Here is an 18,854-nt window from a genome sequence, read left to right as displayed (position 1 = left end):
CAGCCACCAATCAGCGCATCTGCCCCGAGGCCGCCATTCAGACTGTCATTACCCATATTACCCGACAAAGTATCGTTACCAAGGCCACCAAAGAGATGGTCATCCCCATCGCGCCCATAGACGGTATCATGCCCCGCTCCGCCCCAAAGACTGTTGGCATTGTTGTCGCCCAGCAAAAGGTCGTTAAAGGCAGTCCCAACGAGGTTTTCGATGCTGGAATAGGTGTCGCCGGTGGCATCTCCGGAATTGGCGGCCACATAGAAAAGGTCTGCTCGAAGCGCAGAAGCTGCTTGGGTATAAAGGGCAGTATCATTTCCTGATCCCCCAATAAGCGTGTCTGCACCTTGGCCTCCGCTCAAGCGGTCATTCCCATCCTCTCCAGAAAGCAAATCATCACCGTAATTGCCAAATAATTGGTCATCTCCGGAACGCCCGAAAAGCTGGTCGATCCCACCATGCCCTACTAGGGTGTTGGCGCCATTGTCGCCAAAAAGCATGTCGTCATAATCACTGCCAATCAGATTCTCAATCAGTGTGTAGGAGTCGCCCTCAGCCTCACCTGTATTGGCTGCAGCGCTCAGTAAATCCGCTCGGACCCCTGCCAATGCACCAAAATATGAAGCCCAATCGTCGCCTTCGCCGCCATTAAGATCATCCCCACCGCTACCGCCTGATAGAGTGTCATCCCCATGATCCCCCAATAGAGAATCTTCACCTTGGCCGCCAAAGAGAATATCGTTGCCTATGCCCCCAAGGAGGATATCGTTTCCCCCATGGCCGTAAAGGGAATCATGACCGGCATCACCTTTAAGTTGGTTTGCGGCTTCGTCGCCGCCCAAATAGTCATCAAAGGCAGTTCCCTGCACGTTTTCGATCGAGGTATAAGTATCCCCATTTGCCGCACCTGTGTTTTCGCTCGGATCATCCAGCTCGACGGTCACCCCCATCGTAGCCCTCAAATATAAAACCCAGTCTGACCCCGCACCACCGTCCATCGCGTCGCCTCCGCCCGAACTGAACATAAAGTTGTTTTGCGCATCGCCGGTCAAAATATCGGCATGAAGTGATCCAATAAGCCCTGCAAAGGTGCCACCAATGATCACATCTCCGTCAGCATCACCACCACTCGCAACGCCCGTTTCAAGATTGATATTCACACTGGTTGAGGATGTGAAATAGCTCAGGACGTCTTGGCCGCCTCCGCCATCCAACGTATCCGCCCCTGCTCCTCCTTCAAGAACGTCATCGCCTTCACCGCCGTGTATGAAGTCACCACCTTGTGACCCAATAATCGTTTCGTCACTGCTGTCTCCGCTTATTAGAAACGTGTGGGTATAGGCGTCGTTAGCATCAAAAACCGTCATTCCCGCTAGGGTGAGAAAGGTGATATTTCCCATCGCTACTCTTGTTATTTCCTGCGTGTTCGCATGGCTATCTAAAATAAATTCCGCCGTAGAGGATATCCCCGCGCCGAATTGATCCGCATTCAAACGAAGTGTCCGTGTCCCCGTGGTATTGCCCGCGCCAAAAACAACACTCTCGATCGAAACCAATGTGTCATTGTCGAGCGCGTGTTCCAGTGAACCTAGCCCCCCTAATAGAAGCCAGTCGTCGTCGTCACCGCCATCAAAAACTTCGCCAACATCATCGTCTCCCTCGCCAAGAATAAAACCCGCGTGATTGAGGAGATCACGGCCCCCTTGACCCATTAACGCATCAACACCGCCACGCCCAGTAAGGGTATCAGCACCATTCCCACCCCATAAAACATTGCTTCCACTGTCGCCGCTAAGTTCATCATCGTAACCCGTTCCTAAAACACTCTCGAACCCAACATAAACATCGCCCTCGCTGTCGCCTCCGGAGCTTGTTTCGCTTTCCAAATCTACGACAACAGAAGAATTTGAACCCGCATAACTTAAGATATCAACGCCCTCACCACCGTCGAGTGTATCTCCGTTTCTGCCGCCTTCGATGATGTCTTGGCCGCTTCCGCCATTGAGTGTGTCGTATCCAACGCCACCCCAGATTGCGTCATCACCGCCGTTCCCATTGATCGTATCGTTCAGCCTTGTCCCAACAATGAAATCCGCAACGGAAGCTCCCGTAACAAATAAACTCAACGTCGAAACTGTTCCAGAAAACCACAGATTTGAGAGGTCTAAGCTCGCCTGACTCCCCATTTGGATGTAGATTTTTTCATAAGAATCCCCCCATCCGTCTACGTTTATTTCTGCAGTTAGGGATATTCCGACCCCAAATTGATCCCCACTTAAAAAGACTTCTCGCGTACTTCCGATCCCCGGATCCGAGATTTCCAAGTAATCAATAGAGACGAGAGTATTGTCACTAAGTGTATGGGAAATAGTGGTGGACGCTTCACTACCCATAAGTTTGAGAACGTCAAAACCGTCGCCGCCCTCAAATACATGGTTTCCTGCGGCCACAGAGTCGCTGTCGAGCGTGAAAGTATTGCCGCTCACGCTCTCACCGGCCTCAACTTGCTCACTTGGCGTGCCTGTTTTAGGAATGGCTTTCAATGGGGCGAAATCATAAAGTAACCGCGAGAAATCGGCATCAGGTGCATCCATAGTTCTCACTGCCATCTTCAATACCCCTGCAGGAATTCGATCCGAATTGTTGCTTGCCGGAACTGGAGTGTTCTGTGCCCGAGACAACAATCACAGCGCCAGATGGCCCATGCGAAAGCATTATTCGTTGTGGAAATCTAAAAATGTATTAACAACACCAAAGCGAATTCGTGGCATTTCATTCAAATTATCGGAATATTAGCCAAGACGGCTTGTTTCTGACCGCTTTGAAAAAAGTGAACCAAACTGGAAGTATTTCTGCCTAATTTTACTGACAATAACTGGGGAAATCGCCCTATCTGGACCTTCTCGGGATCAAAGTTCCGACAATTAGGCTCATTTTAACCGATAAATTGGATGATTAATGTCGGGCAAAATCACCCAACGAGAACGCGACCGGTCCGTTCTAGGCCGCGGCGTCGAGGACGCTTCGCAACTGCTTGATCTTCTGGGGATCGGTTTTATTCATAAATTCAGGTGCAAAACCAAAGCCTACCGTGGTTTTGTCTTGCTCCACAGGGCTGCTACAGGACGCATGAAAGGATCGCACGCCGGTTGCACGTCCGATCTCTAGGATATTGCGCGCGTTCACACCACTCCCAGCCACGATTTCAATGCGCCCTCGCGCGCGTTCTTGAAGTTTGCGCAAACACGCCATCCCGTCTTGCGCATTGAAGGAACTGCCCGAGGTCAAAATGCGCGAAAAGCCAAGGTCAATTGCTTGATCCAACGCAACAAAGGGGTCATCTAACGTATCAATCACACGGTGGAGGGTTCGGATAAGGCTGCCCGAAGCGGCGATCATCTTGTTGAGGACAGGTAAATCAAGCATCGCCTCCGCCGTTGAGGCTCCGATGACAATCCCATCCAATTTCGCAGATTTAACAGCGTCAATATCGCCTAAAGCGACGTCAATCTCATGGGGTGAATAAATAAAATTTCCCGCCCGAGGCCGGATAATGGCATGCACAGGCACGAAACTGGTGCGCGCCAAGGATATCTGCCCCGCAGATGGCGTCAGCCCGCCAACGGCCAAAGCACTGCATAGCTCGATTGTGTCCACGCCGTTTTGACAGGCCTGCAATCCCTCGGGCGTGTCAATGCAGACTTCAAGCTTAAAGGGGTTGGCCTCCATCAGTTTAAACCAATTCGCCAGTAAATTCCGCCAAGGTTCCTCGCACTGTCAAATCATCGCGCAAGACCAGAACATCCTCTAAAACGCGCCCCTCAAGCTGCCCTAAATGCTTCAACCCCATACAGGCAGCAGGTGTCGAAGTCGCCATTTTCAGCGCCTCAAGGAGGGGCGTTCCTGTGCGCTCAACCAAACGTTTCACGCCCTCGGCTTGAGTCACATGCGCACCCGCAAGGCTGCCTTCCGAGTTGACCAACATGCCTTCGCGCAGGTAAATATTCTTTCCGTAAAGTTCGAAATGATCTTGGCCACCAACCGTCGCCATGGCATCGGAAACCAGAAACATACGGTCGCGTATGGGGCGTGCGCGAACGGCAAGCCCGATCATTTCGTCAGCGACATGGAAGCCATCGCAGATAATTCCAGAATAGAGGTCGGAATTGATAACCGACCCGACCGCCCCCGGCTCACGTCCGAGCATCGGCGACATGGCATTAAACAAATGCGTCGCACAGCGCGCGCCGGCCTTGATCGCCACCGCCATTTGCTCTGCCGTGGCCGCCGTGTGCCCAAGGGAAACAACCGCGCCCAGAGCCGCAAGTTGCGAGATATACTTAGGTTTTGTGGCTTCAGGTGCGAGAGTAATCATTACAGGAATGCCCGCTTTGCGAAGCCGCGCCACAACCGAAAGGGTGCGCTCATCCATGGGCCTAACGAACGCGCCCAGATGCGTTCCGCGCCGTTCCAGCGAAATATGGGGCCCCTCAATATGCAGCCCCATAATGCTTCGATCGCCCTGTGCTGTCACCGCAGCCTTGGCCACAGCATCCATCACGTCCGGCCCATCGGTGATGACCGTGGGCATGATCGCAACCGTGCCAAAACTGCGATGCGCCTCGGCAATCGTCTGCATTCCTTCACGTGTAGGCGTCTGATTTAAAAGGACATCTCCGCCACCGTTGACTTGCAAATCCACAAATCCTGGCGTTACAAGCCCCTTAATTGGCCGCGCGTATTCCGCTTTGGGCAAAGGGTCCGATGTAACTTCAACAATGACCCCTGCTTCAACACGTAGGCTTGCATGTGTCAAAATCTCATGCCCTGTAAAAAGCTTTTCTGGTTGCAACCAAAGCGCCATCATTCCCCCTTCGCGTGTTCAGAAGTACCAAGATCAAACGCCTGCGCCTGTTGATGCTGAAAGCCAGCATAGGCCGCACCGCGTGCGCCACTCGCATCACCGCCCTGCGCCAAAACAATCGCAGGTATGGCAAAGTCGCCAAATTGAGCGTTTTGGGTCGCCGCCGTGAGCGCTTCAATCGCACCGTCAATTTTGGACAGGCCACCACCAATGACGATCACATCTGGATCAACAGCCAAAGTAAGGTTGCACAGAAGATCTGCTGTAAAGGCACACCAAATCTCCCAAACGCGTTGCGCCAACAGATCCGTTGCACGTTGTGCGATAATGTCTGGCGGGCTTACGCGTGCCCCCATGATCGTTTCGGCAATTCGGCTCATTCCCGGACCCGCAATATAAGTCTCGCTACAACCACGACGTCCACAGCCACATTGCACGATGGGCAAACCGTATTGCTCCACAAGGTGCGCAGGCGCTGACATATGGCCAAATTCGCCACCGGTCATCGTGGGACCCGCATGGATGTCGCCTCCAATGGCAACGCCGCCGCCAACTCCCGTTCCCAAGATCAGGGACATGACCGTCCGATGCCCTTTTCCCGCGCCAAAAATCGATTCCGAAAGAGCCAAAGCACGACAGTCGTTGATGAAAACAACCTCACGCCCCGCCGCGCGTTCAACATCCCGATGAAGGGGACGCCCCGTTGCACAAAGGTTGGCCGTAAGCGCCAATTCCGTCGCAGGATTGATCAAGCCCGCCGCGCCAATTCCCAGCGGAACCTGATAGCCAGCTTGGGTATCAGTCCACGTCACAAGCCCCGCTAAAGCCGCAATAAGCGCGTCATAGGTTTGCGGGGTCGGCACACGTTTGCGCGCGACAACCTCCCAATCGTCGCCAAAAACTTGGAGTTCGATCTTGGTGCCCCCCAAATCTATGCCTGCTGCTCTCATTTCACCACCGGATATAGCTTTACGCCCGCAACTACACGACTAAGCGTGCCGCGACCAGTGAAAGGGTCATCAACATTCAGGCCCAAAGCTTCGGCCCATTGCACCCCAGCGCTTTGCGCGGATGCCACACACAACGGAGCAGCCCAAACTGCCCCAAACGGCATAGCAATATCAAGGTCGCCGCCAACTCCAACGGCCTGCACGCGTGCTCTGGGGAACTGACTGCGCAGCTCTGCAACAAGGTCCATATCATAGGCATTTGCAGGGGATTCTGGGCTGACGAAAACCGTGATCGCCGTAGTATCGGTCACGAAGGATTTTGGACCGTGGCGAAACCCAAGCGAACTATCCCAGAGCGCAGGGATTTGTCCCGCAGACAGTTCCATAACTTTGAGCGCGGCTTCACGGGCGGCGAAGGCCAGCGCCCCCGATCCCACATAAACCGCGCGCTCAGGGAGAGGCGTTTCCGCCCCCATCAAAGGCAAAAGATCGCGCAATTGATCCGACAAGGCAGCGAAACGTTCCACCACATTACAGGGCGTATCAAACAACGCCAATGTGGTCAAAAGCATCGTAGAGAAACTGCTGGTCATAGCGAAACCCGCGTCATGGGTCGCATCTGGTAATACAATAACCTTGAGTGGCCCCGAACTGGGCCGCGTGGCCAATGCGCCATCGCGATTACAGGTGATATGTAAACGTGGCGCAGTCGGCGCTAGGGCATCTAACGCGTCCAATGTCCCGATACTTTCAGTGCTATTCCCAGAGCGTCCAAAACTGACAACAAGCGGGCGAACCCCAGACAAAAACGCCTGCGGACGGCTGACAATATCTGTGGTCGGAACGGACCTAAACCGTTTCCCCTCCAAGCCCGCCGCGACAATGTCGCCAATATAGGCGCTTGTTCCCGCGCCACAAAACCAAACTTCCTCAACGTCCAGTGACGCAATCCACGCACGCAGACCCGCCACGTCCAATGCTTGCCCCCAATCGCGCCAAATATCAGGTTGTTGATGGATTTCGGTCCAAGTGGCCCAGCGGCCAAGGGCGTTCAAATCGGTCATGTGGTTTGTGTTACCTTCGAAAGAGTGGTCGGAGCATCAGGGTTTAAGCCCAGCGCCAATGCCGTTTCTAAAATCACCGAATACATGAGCGTCAGGAGGAGCGCGGCACTCGCCGCAGGGGTCAACCCCTCAACCCCAACATCGGCGGGACTGATGCGATGCACGTCACAACCTACCCCCCGAAAACGGGCTTCTGCTTGGTCCAAACTGTCTTTTGTGCTGGACAAACCCGTGTCCAAGATCAGGACCATAAGCGGGTTTGTCGCGAGTTCAAGCGGGCCGTGCAGCACTTCAGACGACGAGTAAGCCTCCGCATGCAAAGCACAACATTCCTTAAGTTTCAGCGAAGTCTCGATAGCAGTGCCATAACCCGTATCACGGCCAATCACATAGATATTTCGCGCCCGCAGCAAAGCGGATTTTAGTGCTTCGGAATGGGGATGAATGGTCGTCGCGGTCTTAAGGGTTTCCACAGAAGCTTGCGCACGTTCGCGGTAAGTAGGGCTAAGCGACGAGAGCAGTGCCATCCCAGCGCCAATGGACCCGACAACGGTTTTCGTCGCTGGGACCGCAAGCTCTGGTCCCGCGCCAATCGCTACCGTCGTATGCGCGGCGACTTCTACTGCTGAGTTGGGCTGATTTGTGATGGCAACCACCGAGGCGCCGTGCGCGGCAGCCCCTTTGGCCGAACGCACCAAATCATCACTCGCACCCGATTGCGAAATCACAAGAACCGAAGCGCCGTCCATTTGAACGCCCTGCCCGACGGAAAAAACCGACGGTGGCAGGGAGGTCACTGGAATGCTCAACTCGCGCATCATCTCATACGACAGGATATTGGCCGCCGCGTCAGAGGAACCACGCGCAATCGTGTAAATCGCTTTGGTGTCGACCAAAGACGCAACATCCACGGCTTGTGACGCGGCGCGGCAGAAAACATTCCGCGCCTGAGCTGTTTCTTTGGCCATATGTTGGCCTGCGATTACGTGTTCCATGCTCATGCCCTTAATTTCCAACTGTCAAATTCCGCCCAAGTTTCGGACAAATCTACTATTCCACCCGCAACGCGGGCCTGATCCAAAGCCATTGCCACAAGCCCCGCTTCAAGCGCATCAACAACGCCCACAGGTAAGCTTTTGGTTTCACCGCGCAAAAACGCTGCAATATCGCTGACCATCATATGATCCGCGCCGTAATGCGCCGACATTTTCGCAGGGTCGCCCTTGGTATAGTCATGATCGGCAATTGTTTCCCCGTCGCGCGCGGTGGCCTTGAGATAGCCGCGTACGAAGTCGCCTTCGGCCATGCCCAGCGCCCCCATCACACAGAAACGCCGATGCTCGTCGGGCGTGTTCAGATTGGTATGAAAGGCCAAACTCGCGCCCGTTTCATATTGCAAAATCGCGGTTTGATAGTCGATGATATCGCCATCCGAATGGAAGGCATCAGGAACGCTCTCCCATGCACTGGTTTTGCGATGCATGATCTCGTTCTCGGTGTTTGACGTGGGTGCAAATTCGGGAACAAAGGATTTGCGGCCACCAAAACTTGCCACCCGCGTCGGACGAGAGCCCGTGACCATGTTATAAATATCAATGTCGTGGCAGCATTTTTCGAGCATAAATCCGCCCGACCATTTTATCATCCGCCGCCAATCGCGCATAAAGAACGCACCGTGATAGGGCGCGATATGCTCGTTCGCCTCAAGCGAGGTGATCGGCCCCAAGCGGTCCAGAATGGCGCGCAAATCCACCATATGTTGCGAGTAGCGCAGCACAAGGCCAACCATCACTTGATCGATACCGTATTGCGCCAGAAGCTGGGCCAATTCCATCGTGTCATCTTTGGTGGTCACGACGGGTTTCTCGGTGAAAATCCGCACACCCGCCGCAAGGCCGAGCTTGATATGCTCCAGGTGGAAGCTGTTGGGCGACCCGACAAAAAACAAATCCGGCTTGGTTTGGGCCAGCATATCGGCCACGTCATCAAACCGCGGCACATCCTCGCCGATCATATGAAGATAGGTCGGTTGTGGATCGAAATACCCGACGAATTCAATTTCCGGCATGGACTCTTTCAAGATCGAAAGAACATGCCCAGCGCGAAGCCCAATACCTGCAGTTACAACTCTCATGATACGAGTTCCGGTGCGGATTGGCGGCGCAAGACATCGCCTTGAGCGTCAAACACATGGCAATCCTGTGGGTTGATCGACAGGATGATATTTTTGCCCTCAATGATGGGCACATCTCCCGGTAGCGACGCACTAAACCGAGTTCCGTCGCCCACAGTGCCATGGGTGATCGACACCCCGCCCAAGCGTTCAAGGACGCGCACGTTTACGTCTAAACCACTCTCTCCCAGCGCGACATTCTCGGGGCGAATACCCACCTCAACGCGGTCGCCGACGTGTACGGTGCTGGTGTTCACGGGGAGAGTCATTTTGTGACCGCCCTCTAGCTCAACCGACAATCCATCGCGTACAGAAGTAACCTCAGCGGGGATGAAATTCATATTCGGCTGACCGATGAAGCTTGCGACAAATTTCGTGGCAGGGTGGTGATACAATTCCATTGGCGAGCCAAATTGCTCAACACGCCCCGCGTTTAATACAACAATGCGGTCGGCCATCGTCATCGCTTCGACCTGATCGTGGGTCACATAAACCATGGTCGCATCGAGTTGACGGTGCAATTGACTCAACTCGACCCGCATGTCGCCCCGCAAAGCGGCATCTAGGTTTGAGAGCGGCTCATCAAACAGGAACACTTTGGGGTTACGCACAATCGAGCGCCCGATGGCGACACGCTGGCGTTGGCCGCCCGAAAGCTGCCCGGGTTTGAGTTGAAGTTTGTCCGTGAGTTGCAGAATTTCGGCAGCACGGCCTACGCGGTCGTTGAGTTCGGAGCCGGATATTTTTTGAACCCGCAGCGGGAAGGCGATGTTTTCAAAAACCGTGAGGTGCGGGTAAAGCGCATAGGACTGAAACACCATCGATATGCCCCGATCCACCGGATGCGCTTTGCTAACGTCCTTGCCTTCGATGATAATTTCACCACTGGTCGCCTCTTCTAGGCCTGCAATGATCCGCAGCAAGGTGGATTTACCACAGCCAGACGGGCCCACAAAAACAACGAATTCCTTGTCTTCGATCGCGAGACTGATGTTGTGCAGCACTTTCGCTGTGCCAAAAGATTTACTGATTGCATTCAGGTCAAGCGTAGCCATGGCGCATGCGTCCTATCGTAAAGGTAAGAAGGGAAAAGTAATGTGGGCGGCCACGTGGGCCGCCCAACAAGAGACAACTCTTAAAGAGCGTCGTCGAGTTCAACACCCGCGATGGTCACAAGGTTTTCAACGGTATCATCCTCAAGGATGATGCCCTGAACCATATTTGTGAATACGGATTGCAACGATTTGAAATCTTCAACCAGCGGCTCTGGTCCACCTGTGGCAATCGAGGCAGTGAACGTGGGCCACATGCCATCGGCGTAGTACAGATCGGTTTTACCCAAGGCTGCATAGTCAAGGATCGGTGTCAGGCCCCATGTGCTGTCGAGGTCATACTGGCTGTCACCAGAGGTAATGGCTTGGGCCAATTCTTGCGCCAATTCTTCGTGGCCTGAGCCTTTGAACACAACGATCGAGTCGGTGATCAAGATTGTGCCGCTTACGCCCGATGGACCTGCGGGAATAGGAGCAACCATTTGGTTGATGCTCTCGTTGTGCTGTCCGTAACCCCAAGGACCCGAGATATACATCGCGATCTTGTTGTCGTTGAACAGATCTTTGAGCTGATCGCGTTCCCAAGCCGTTGGGCCGTCTTGCGAAACGTTCACAAGTTTACCATAGAACGCAAGGGTTTCGCGTGTTTGCTCGCTGTCGAGCATGTTTGCGCCCGTTACGGGATCAACCACCGCACCGCCATTGGAATAGAGGTAATTCAGGAACTGGTGCATTGTGTTGTCGAAGTCTTTACCTGCAAGGCCAATGCCCGCGGCGTCAGTGTTGTTCACAACCCCTTCGGCCAAAGCATAAAGGTCGTCCCAAGTCGCAGGTGCGGCGCAGGTTTGGCCGGACGCTTCGATCAGGTCACAATTCATATAAAGCGCTTTTGTCGAGAACGCGTGTGGGTAGCCCCAAGCGGTTCCTTCAATCGTCACAGTGTTCAAAACACCAGGTTGGTAAGGCGTGGCAGGATCGATGTTCGCAGGAACGATCAGGTCGTTATTGGCCAATTGGCGCAATGTTCGTGAGCCCATATAAGCCACAGAAGGCGGATCGCCCGCAGCGGCCAACGTCAGGGATTTGTCTTGGCATGTCCCCCATGGCACCGCTTCAAGGTTTACCGTCACGCCATCGTGGTCAGCGACAAACTTGTCGACAACGGCCTGATCGGCCTCGCGCACTTCGCCGCCACACATGATGAAGTGCAGTTCCTCATCGGCCTGTGCCGCCATAGCTGTGCCAGACAGTAGCAAAGCCCCGAGTGTAATTTTCATTGATTTCATTTTTGTAGTCTCCCTAGGTTGAACTTTTTATTATTCTTTGACCGCGCCTGCTGTGAGACCAGCGACGAGGTATTTTTGCAGGAACAAGAAGATGACCATGACAGGCAACACACCCACCAAGGCAGCGGCCATCATTTCGTTCCAAGTCACCGATTGATAACCGATGAATTCGTAGAGGCCCGCAGGCAAGGGTTGCAGTTCGCGGGTCTGGTTGAATGTGATTGCGAAGAGGAATTGCTGGGCATAGGCGCCGATAAACACGGCCACGCCCACAACGATCAATCCTGGGGTCGCCAGCGGCAAGACCACACGGCGCAGAGTATACATGCGGGACGCGCCATCGACAAACGCTGCCTCCTCCAATTCGCGCGGAATTTTCTCCAAGTAGGAGCGCAACAGCCAGATACCCGTCGGGATCAAGAACGCCACACCCGGAACAATCATCGCCCAATAGGTGTTGAGCAAGCCAAGGCTGCGCAGCACCCGATAGAGTGGGATCAAGAGGACCGCTCCCGTAAACATGTTTACTCCCAAAAAGATGGATAGCGAGAGGTTTTTGAACGGAAACTTGAGCCGCGCATAAGCATAAGACGCTGGAATGACGAAGAACATCGTGATTGCCGTCACCGACGATGCAATGAAGATCGAGTTAAAGATATAACGTCCGAGCAGAGGCACCGTGATCCACATTTGCTTATAGGCATCAAAGCTGAAGTCATCGGACCAGAATTGGTAAGGGCTGCGGAAAAGATGCTCCAAGGGGCGCAGCGACGTCATAAACATCTCAAAGAACGGCAGCAGCATGAAGATCAGGAAAAGCGTGATACTGAAATAGATGCCAACCATTTGTAGCTTTGTGTAACGGTCCATCATCTTACTTCACCCCATATTTCTTGTTCACCTTGTTCAGGAAGAACAAGTATCCCAGCGAGAATGTCCCCAGCAGCAACACAATAATCACCGCCCGCGCCGAACCTTCGCCGAATTTATAATTGCCAATGGCGGTTTTATAGGTGTCCACAATCAGGGTCGTCGTCGCGCTACGAGGGCCACCCTCGGTCAAGATCCAGATGATCTCAAAACTGTTGAACGTGAAGATCGCGGACAAGAGCGACATCGACACAATCACAGGCATAATTTGCGGGATCGTGATGCGACGGAAGCGATACCAACGCCCTGCCCCATCCACCCATGCGGCCTCATAGAGATCACGATTCACACCCTGCATGGCCGCTAGGAAAAACAGCGTCACCATAGGAACGCCCACCCAAACATCCGTCACAATCGCCGAATAAAACGCCGAGGATTTATAGGCCAAGAATTCAAACGGCCCGTCCGTCAACCCAACCCTTTGAGCCAGCCCAGACAGAACGCCGAAATACCCGTTGTACAGCCACAACCAGCCAATACAGCCAATCGCGATTGGAATAACCCAAGGCGGCATGACCAAAACCCGAAACAACGCGCGCCCCGGCACGGCGGCATTCAACAGCACCGCCCCAATCATTCCCAGCACCAATTTGAGCGCCACCGAGAGGAACATCCAATAAAACGTCCGCACGATTGTTTGGTGGAACTTCCTGCTGGCGAGTAATTCTTCGTAGTTGGCCGTCCCGATGTATTTCTCGCCGCCCAAGCCCGCCTCCATAAAGGATAGACGGACGGTCTCGACCAGAGGCCACGCAACGATCACCCCAATGAAAATCATCGCAGGCCCCACAAGAAGCCATGCAAAAAGGCTTTCCGAGATAACGCTGCGCCGCTTCACTTCAGGCGCGTACACTTCATTTGGAACATTCGTGGCAACTGTCAATTTCATCCCCCCAGATACACCTCAACGAATCAGAGGCGTTCTCTAACAATACCAAAAGGTGTCAATATTTCTACAGTTTTAATACCAAAAGGCGCGACATCAAAAACCTGTTGTTTTACAAGTATATTATGGTAAATTGAACTCCAAAGCATGCAATTTTAAATCGAAATAGGTTTCTTTTTTATAATACCACTGGAGTGATTCCCGATGACCGAAAATTCTGAAATCTATGCTTTGGAGCACTGGTTCAATTCTGGGAATGGGCCGCGCTATCAACAACTACATCGTCATATTGCGAATGCTATCTCATCGGGGAAACTCCTGCCGGGGTCGCGCCTCCCTGCAGAGCGCGACATGGCGGAACTGGCTGGAATTAGTCGCGTCACCGTTCGCAAGGCTGTTGCCAAACTTGTGGCGGACGGGTTGATTGAACCGCGCCACGGGGCGGGGTCTTTTGTGCGAAACACCACCCAAAAACTCAAACAATCGCTCTCGACCCTCGTGTCCTTTACCGAAAACATGTCGGCGCGCGGGGTGGTCCCCACCAGCGAGGTGTTGTCAGCAGGGTTGTTCGCGCCCAGCCCTCAAGAGATGATCGCCCTTGGCCTCTCCGCCACGGATCAAGTTGCGCGGGTTCAACGTTTGCGGTTTGCGGGCAACGTGCCGATGGCGCTTGAAACCTCCTCACTACCGCAAGACATCTTGCCCTTTCCCGAGCGTGTGAAAGTATCGCTCTATGCCATTCTGCGCCAAACCCGACAGGCCCCGACCCGCGCCATTCAGCGGGTCACCGCCGTCAATATTTCGGGCCAAGAGGCCAGCCACCTAAAACTACCCGATGGAACGGCCGTGTTGAAGATCGACCGCACAGGCTATCTCGCAACGCGACGCCCCATTGAATACACAACGGGTTTTTACCGATCCGACATCTATGATTTTATTTCAGAACTTGGGGTCGAATAAATGGACTATACTTGCCGCCTCGATGGGCAATTCATGCGCTGCACACTCACACCAGATCGCGCCTTGAAAGCTCCCATTTTCTGTTTTTCGGGGATGGGTCCGATCACAGCAACTTCGGGCGGAGATCGTGTTCGCGGCACGGGCAGTTATACAGAAATCGCCCTGCCCGACCTTGCAGAAAATGTCGCCCACACCGTGATACTTGAATACTCTGGCGGCTTCAAACCGGCCAATCGCGCATGGATGCCCCTTGGGCCCTACTTACGTGTTGAAAACGAATTAATCCCTCTGCCCCCAACCCCCGCAGGCTTCCGCGCAAAACCTCAAGCGGCGCCACCCGCCTTTGCGGGCCTGCGCCTTGTCCCGCAACCCACGTCCTTTGTTGCAACAGATGAAAGCGTAGACCTTACCCACATCAGCGCCTCGAACGACGCCTTTGATGCCGTGGCACAACTGGCCCAACGGCGCGGGTTTGAACCCTTTTTATGCGGCGATGGGGTGCCAGTCGTCTTCAAGCAAGATGCCTCCCCAAAAGACGCCTATACCCTCAATATTCAACCTGACGGGATTTCAGTCTCCGCCAGTTCCTACGGTGGACGTTTTTACGCAGGTATCACTCTTTTGACCCTTAGAAACACCCACGCGGGCAAAGTCCCCTGCGGGGTGATCACCGACAGTCCCCGCTTTAACTGGCGCGGACAACATCTTGATACGGCACGACATTTCTATCAGCCACAAACAATCCACGATTTACTGGATGTCATGGCTATACTGAAACTCAATCGCTTTCATTGGCACTTTGCCGATGACGAAGCCTTCCGCCTTCAAATTGATTGCTTCCCCGAACTTTGGCAACGCACGGAAAAACGTGGCGAAGGGCACTTGATGCCTGCGCTCTTTTCAGGCGCGATTGAGGCCGGAGGGAGCTATTCGAAACAGGACGCGAAGGCGATCATTGAACATGCCAAAGCCCTCAATATTGAGGTCCTGCCTGAGATCGAAGCCCCCGCCCACGCCCTTGCAACGACCTACGTTTTCCCCGATGTCCGAGACCCCGCCGACAATGGTGCGGAAGTTAGCGTGCAAGGCTATCACGGCAACGCGATGAACCCCGCGATGCCGAAAACTTGGGAGGTGCTCAACGCGATTGTCGCCGAAGTCGGCGCGCTGTTCCCGTTCGGGCATCTGCATCTTGGATGTGATGAACTGCCAGAGGACACATGGATGGGCTCGCCCAAGGCGCGCGCTTTGATGAAAGAGCATAAACTGGAAACCACCCAAGATTTGCAGGGCTGGACCATGGCCAAACTTGCACAGACTGTCGCCGACGCAGGACTACGCCCCGCAGCATGGGAAGAGGCCGCACAGGGCTCAAATGGTGGCATCGGCAACAACGCGATCCTGTTTACATGGACCGGCAAAGGCCCCGGACTTGCAGCTGCGCGGCGCGGCTATGATGTTGTCATGTGCCCCGCACAACATGCCTATCTCGACATGGCCCACACCGACGACACCGACGATTGGGGCGCAAGCTGGGCCGCCTTCGTGTCCTTGGGTGACACCATCGCATGGGACCCCGTGCCCGATCCAGACCTCGCCTACAAGATTATCGGAGTGCAAGGCGCGTTCTGGTCGGAGTTTACCACTGAGGATAGTCAACTTTGGCCTATGATCCTGCCACGTATTCTGGGGATAGCGGTGAAGGCGTGGCAAACGGAGGACATGACCGAGGACAGCCTGACACGCCTCGCACATCATTATCGAGACATGTCTTTGGCACCGTAGCTTTACCCCAAAAGGGCGATCCCCCCCAACACAAACGCCGCAAGGAACGTGGTTTGAGCGACGATGATTAACATCGCCTTTGCGCCAACGCTTTTGAGTTGCACCACCGAGGTTTTCATTCCAACCCCCGCGACGGCCGTTACGAGCATGGCGCGCGAGACCGTGTCAGCGGGGGTTTTCACAACGTCGGGAATGAGATGAAAGGAATTCGCAACCGCGAGGGCCAAGAACCCCAAGACAAATAACGGCAACAGCGGTGGTCGTTTTGCCCCTGCGGGAACGGAATGCCGCAAAACGAGTGCCCCAAAGAATACAACGGGTGCTAAGAGTGCGACGCGAAACAATTTGACAACGGTTGAAATGTCCCCGACCTCATCAGAAATCGAGTACCCCGCCCCAACGACCTGCGCCACATCGTGGATCGTTCCGCCCAAAAACAACCCTGAGGACTTTGCGTCCAAGCCAAGGACTTCCGCCAAGATCGGATAGAAAATCATCGCGAGAGTGGACAGAAGCGTGACCGAGATCACTGCGAACGAAAGGTCGCGTTCGCTTTCGGGACGATCCGGTAAAAGCGAACTAATCGCCATCGCCGCAGACGCCCCACAAATCGCCACAGATCCCCCCGTCAGGAAGCCAAACAAGCGATCCTTGCCAACCAAAGGTGCCAACGCGACCGACAACAATATCGTCGCCATAACGCTACCAACGATCAACGCCAAATTGAGCGGGCCGATCAATTGCAGCATCTCGCCGCTGACGCGTATTCCCAATAAAGCCACACCAATGCGTAAAATAACCCGCGAGGCGAAAAGGATTCCAGGGGCGGTGCGCTCGTCTTCTGAGAGGAATTGAAGCGGCATGCCCAGTAGAATTGCCATAAGCATCACAGGCGCGCCGTAGTGATCAGACAAAAACTGCGCCGCCATGGCGACCATCGCCGCCAGCAACACTCCGGGTGCCAAAATCCCAAGGGGGGATTTCTCAATTGATGTGGCGGATGCAGCGGACGATTTGGTCATGGGAAAATTCCAACAGAATAGAGTGGTATTTGCGTGGGGACAGTTCGATTATTTCTGAGCAATAAACTCAGACCAAAGCACGGTTTGCCCCGAGGTCGCGCTCAACTGGGCGGCCATTCCCATTGCCACAGCCTTCCAGCCATCCTCAAGCCCAACTTCAGGCGTCGCACGCTCTCCGCGCACCAAAGCCAGAAAACCTTCGTGCTGATAATAGGTGGCGCCATTGTGATCGCCAGCCTCAAGCAGGCGCGGATCAACAGGAAATTCGTGCATCGTTGGGCCCTTGGGGGCGCGCGGGCTAACGATCAGTTGAGGGATCGGAGCCTCGCCCAAATGCTCGGGCCAAAAACGACCAGGCCCCGGAACCAGCGCCTCAATTTTTCCCTTCGACCCAACCACGCTAACTTCCTCTTGATAGCGCGATCCTTCGGCGAACATACAAAGTTCCAACATCGCCCGCATCCCGTTTTCGAAATCCACGATGACATAGCCATTGTCCAAAATATCGGACGGTTTTCCGTCGTAGGATTCATCAAGATGGTTCACGTCTTGCCCCGCACTCGCCATAATGCGTGTCGGCTCGGAACCCGCTAAAAGGCGCATTAAATCGAAGAAATGACAGCACTTTTCAACGAATGTCCCGCCTGATTTTGCATTAAACCGGTTCCAGTCGTTGACCTTTTCCAAAAATGGAAAGCGGTGCTCGCGGATTGAAAGCATTTTTATCCCGCCAGTCGCTTGCTCGACCTCTTGGCGCAGCGCCGCGATTGGCGGCATGTAGCGATATTCCATCGCCACCCAAACGGGCGCGGGATAGGACGCTTGAAAAGCAAGGACACGCGAAAGCGATTCAGGGTCGGTGAACAGGGGTTTTTCAACTAAAATGGGAAGCGAGCGGGTTTTCGCAATCACCTCAAGTTGCTCAAGGTGCAGAAAATTTGGACTCACGATCACCAAGCAATCTAGCGCCTCAATCGCAAGTAAGTAGTCGACACTCGCGCAAAAGGTGGCTTCGGGAGCGAATCCGGCCGCAATCTTCGCCATCGCCGCGTCCGGTTCAAAAATCGCCGCTACACGTGTGCCGGGTAAAAGCGCAATATTGCGCAGGTGCTCTCGCCCCATCATGCCACAGCCAATGATTCCGTAATTGATTGTCTTCGTCATATTCGTTCCTTACTTAATGCGCTGCACGTAAAGCGCACGATCTGTGTCAAACCAAGTGCGCGAAAACTCAACGGCCTCTGGCTCCTGCGCCCAACTCAAGCGCTCAATGTATCCCGAAATTTCGCCAACGGGCTTGCCGAATTCATGCGGTGCCCACGCAGGAACGGCTTGAATTCCCACACGATCTTCGGCACGCGAAATCCAAAATCCAAGTTGCTTTTGGTAAAAATGATAAAGGGAGTCAGAAAGTGCCCCAGCAGGGACGGTGCCTGCGTTTTGATCAAGCCAAATCTCTTCAATCGCGATGACTGTATTGTTTAGAAACCGCAAACGGCGAATGCGGGTTGCCGCTTCGGACGTACCAAACTTTGGTAAATCTGAAGGTTTGGTCAGCGCCTGAATGTCAAGAATATTGGCACGGGGCAACCCGCCCCCGTCAAGCAGCTCAAGTCGAAACATGGAATAGACGCTATTCACTTCGCCACCGTGACGCACATAATTCCCCGACCCCTGAACGCTTTCCAGAAGGTTCTTTTTGATGAGAATCGCCAAGGCCTTTCGCAGCGTCCCAACCGAGGTATTTAGAGAGTCCGCCATGGCCCGCTCGGGCGGCAAACGCTCTCCATCCATCAACCGTCCCGCACTGATATCCCGAATAAGCAATTCGCTTATTTGAACATACATTGGCAGTGCATTCGGGCTCTCATTCGACGAGACCATG

Annotated in this window: 16 protein-coding genes; 2 read left to right on the top strand and 14 right to left on the bottom strand. The window is 54.1% G+C overall.

Annotation, left to right across the window (positions count from 1 at the left end):
* The 11 genes from AB9F27_RS20515 to AB9F27_RS20465 all read right to left on the bottom strand — a co-directional run.
* Positions 1-2,606 (bottom strand): calcium-binding protein (locus tag AB9F27_RS20515; RefSeq protein ID WP_369758062.1); only part of this gene is annotated, 2,606 nt, incomplete at its 3' end.
* A gap of 391 nt (positions 2,607-2,997) precedes the next feature.
* Positions 2,998-3,726, bottom strand: coding sequence for a copper homeostasis protein CutC (locus AB9F27_RS20510; RefSeq protein ID WP_335585946.1), 729 nt, complete (start codon positions 3,724-3,726; stop codon positions 2,998-3,000).
* Between the two features lie 4 nt (positions 3,727-3,730).
* The gene (gene nagA / locus AB9F27_RS20505) at positions 3,731-4,861 is read right to left on the bottom strand and encodes an N-acetylglucosamine-6-phosphate deacetylase (RefSeq protein WP_335585945.1); all 1,131 of its coding nucleotides are present in this window, start codon (positions 4,859-4,861) and stop codon (positions 3,731-3,733) included.
* On the bottom strand, positions 4,861-5,811 hold the full coding sequence (locus tag AB9F27_RS20500) for an ROK family protein (RefSeq protein WP_335585944.1): 951 nt from the start codon (positions 5,809-5,811) through the stop codon (positions 4,861-4,863). Before AB9F27_RS20500 ends, nagA begins: the two co-directional genes overlap by 1 nt.
* On the bottom strand, positions 5,808-6,875 hold the full coding sequence (locus AB9F27_RS20495; RefSeq protein WP_335585943.1) for a tagatose-bisphosphate aldolase: 1,068 nt from the start codon (positions 6,873-6,875) through the stop codon (positions 5,808-5,810). The genes AB9F27_RS20500 and AB9F27_RS20495 overlap by 4 nt, the downstream gene beginning before the upstream one ends.
* Complete coding sequence (locus AB9F27_RS20490; protein ID WP_335585942.1) at positions 6,872-7,870, bottom strand: SIS domain-containing protein; 999 nt, start codon at positions 7,868-7,870, stop codon at positions 6,872-6,874. The genes AB9F27_RS20495 and AB9F27_RS20490 overlap by 4 nt, the downstream gene beginning before the upstream one ends.
* Positions 7,871-7,872: 2 nt before the next feature.
* Positions 7,873-9,009: a Gfo/Idh/MocA family oxidoreductase gene (locus tag AB9F27_RS20485; RefSeq protein WP_335585941.1), complete on the bottom strand. Its 1,137-nt coding sequence runs from the start codon at positions 9,007-9,009 to the stop codon at positions 7,873-7,875.
* Positions 9,006-10,103, bottom strand: coding sequence for an ABC transporter ATP-binding protein (locus AB9F27_RS20480; RefSeq protein ID WP_335585940.1), 1,098 nt, complete (start codon positions 10,101-10,103; stop codon positions 9,006-9,008). The genes AB9F27_RS20485 and AB9F27_RS20480 overlap by 4 nt, the downstream gene beginning before the upstream one ends.
* Positions 10,104-10,183: 80 nt before the next feature.
* A complete protein-coding gene (locus AB9F27_RS20475; RefSeq protein ID WP_335585939.1) occupies positions 10,184-11,386 on the bottom strand; it encodes a sugar ABC transporter substrate-binding protein in 1,203 nt (400 codons plus the stop codon).
* Between the two features lie 30 nt (positions 11,387-11,416).
* On the bottom strand, positions 11,417-12,259 hold the full coding sequence (locus tag AB9F27_RS20470) for a carbohydrate ABC transporter permease (RefSeq protein ID WP_335585938.1): 843 nt from the start codon (positions 12,257-12,259) through the stop codon (positions 11,417-11,419).
* Position 12,260: 1 nt separating this feature from the next.
* Positions 12,261-13,205, bottom strand: a complete 945-nt coding sequence (locus AB9F27_RS20465) for a carbohydrate ABC transporter permease (RefSeq protein ID WP_369754665.1) — start codon at positions 13,203-13,205, stop codon at positions 12,261-12,263.
* 201 nt (positions 13,206-13,406) lie between these two features.
* Here AB9F27_RS20465 and AB9F27_RS20460 point away from each other — a divergent pair, with 201 nt between their 5' ends.
* Both AB9F27_RS20460 and AB9F27_RS20455 read left to right on the top strand, forming a co-directional pair.
* Positions 13,407-14,162, top strand: coding sequence for a GntR family transcriptional regulator (locus AB9F27_RS20460; protein WP_335585936.1), 756 nt, complete (start codon positions 13,407-13,409; stop codon positions 14,160-14,162).
* Positions 14,163-15,947: a family 20 glycosylhydrolase gene (locus AB9F27_RS20455; protein ID WP_335585935.1), complete on the top strand. Its 1,785-nt coding sequence runs from the start codon at positions 14,163-14,165 to the stop codon at positions 15,945-15,947. It begins immediately after the preceding gene.
* 2 nt (positions 15,948-15,949) lie between these two features.
* Here the strand turns inward: AB9F27_RS20455 and AB9F27_RS20450 are convergent, their stop codons facing one another.
* Genes AB9F27_RS20450 through AB9F27_RS20440 form a run of 3 tightly spaced genes read right to left on the bottom strand, consistent with a single transcriptional unit; the run spans position 15,950 to position 18,853 of the window.
* On the bottom strand, positions 15,950-16,969 hold the full coding sequence (locus AB9F27_RS20450) for a putative sulfate exporter family transporter (protein WP_335585934.1): 1,020 nt from the start codon (positions 16,967-16,969) through the stop codon (positions 15,950-15,952).
* 48 nt (positions 16,970-17,017) lie between these two features.
* A complete protein-coding gene (locus tag AB9F27_RS20445) occupies positions 17,018-18,133 on the bottom strand; it encodes a Gfo/Idh/MocA family oxidoreductase (protein ID WP_335585933.1) in 1,116 nt (371 codons plus the stop codon).
* Positions 18,134-18,142: 9 nt separating this feature from the next.
* A complete protein-coding gene (locus AB9F27_RS20440; RefSeq protein ID WP_369758061.1) occupies positions 18,143-18,853 on the bottom strand; it encodes a GntR family transcriptional regulator in 711 nt (236 codons plus the stop codon).
* Position 18,854: the final 1 nt, after the last annotated feature.

This window comes from Falsihalocynthiibacter sp. CO-5D18 (assembly GCF_041205445.1).
Lineage (GTDB): Bacteria > Pseudomonadota > Alphaproteobacteria > Rhodobacterales > Rhodobacteraceae > Falsihalocynthiibacter > Falsihalocynthiibacter arcticus.
This window is presented reverse-complemented; position numbering and strand designations above follow the sequence as displayed.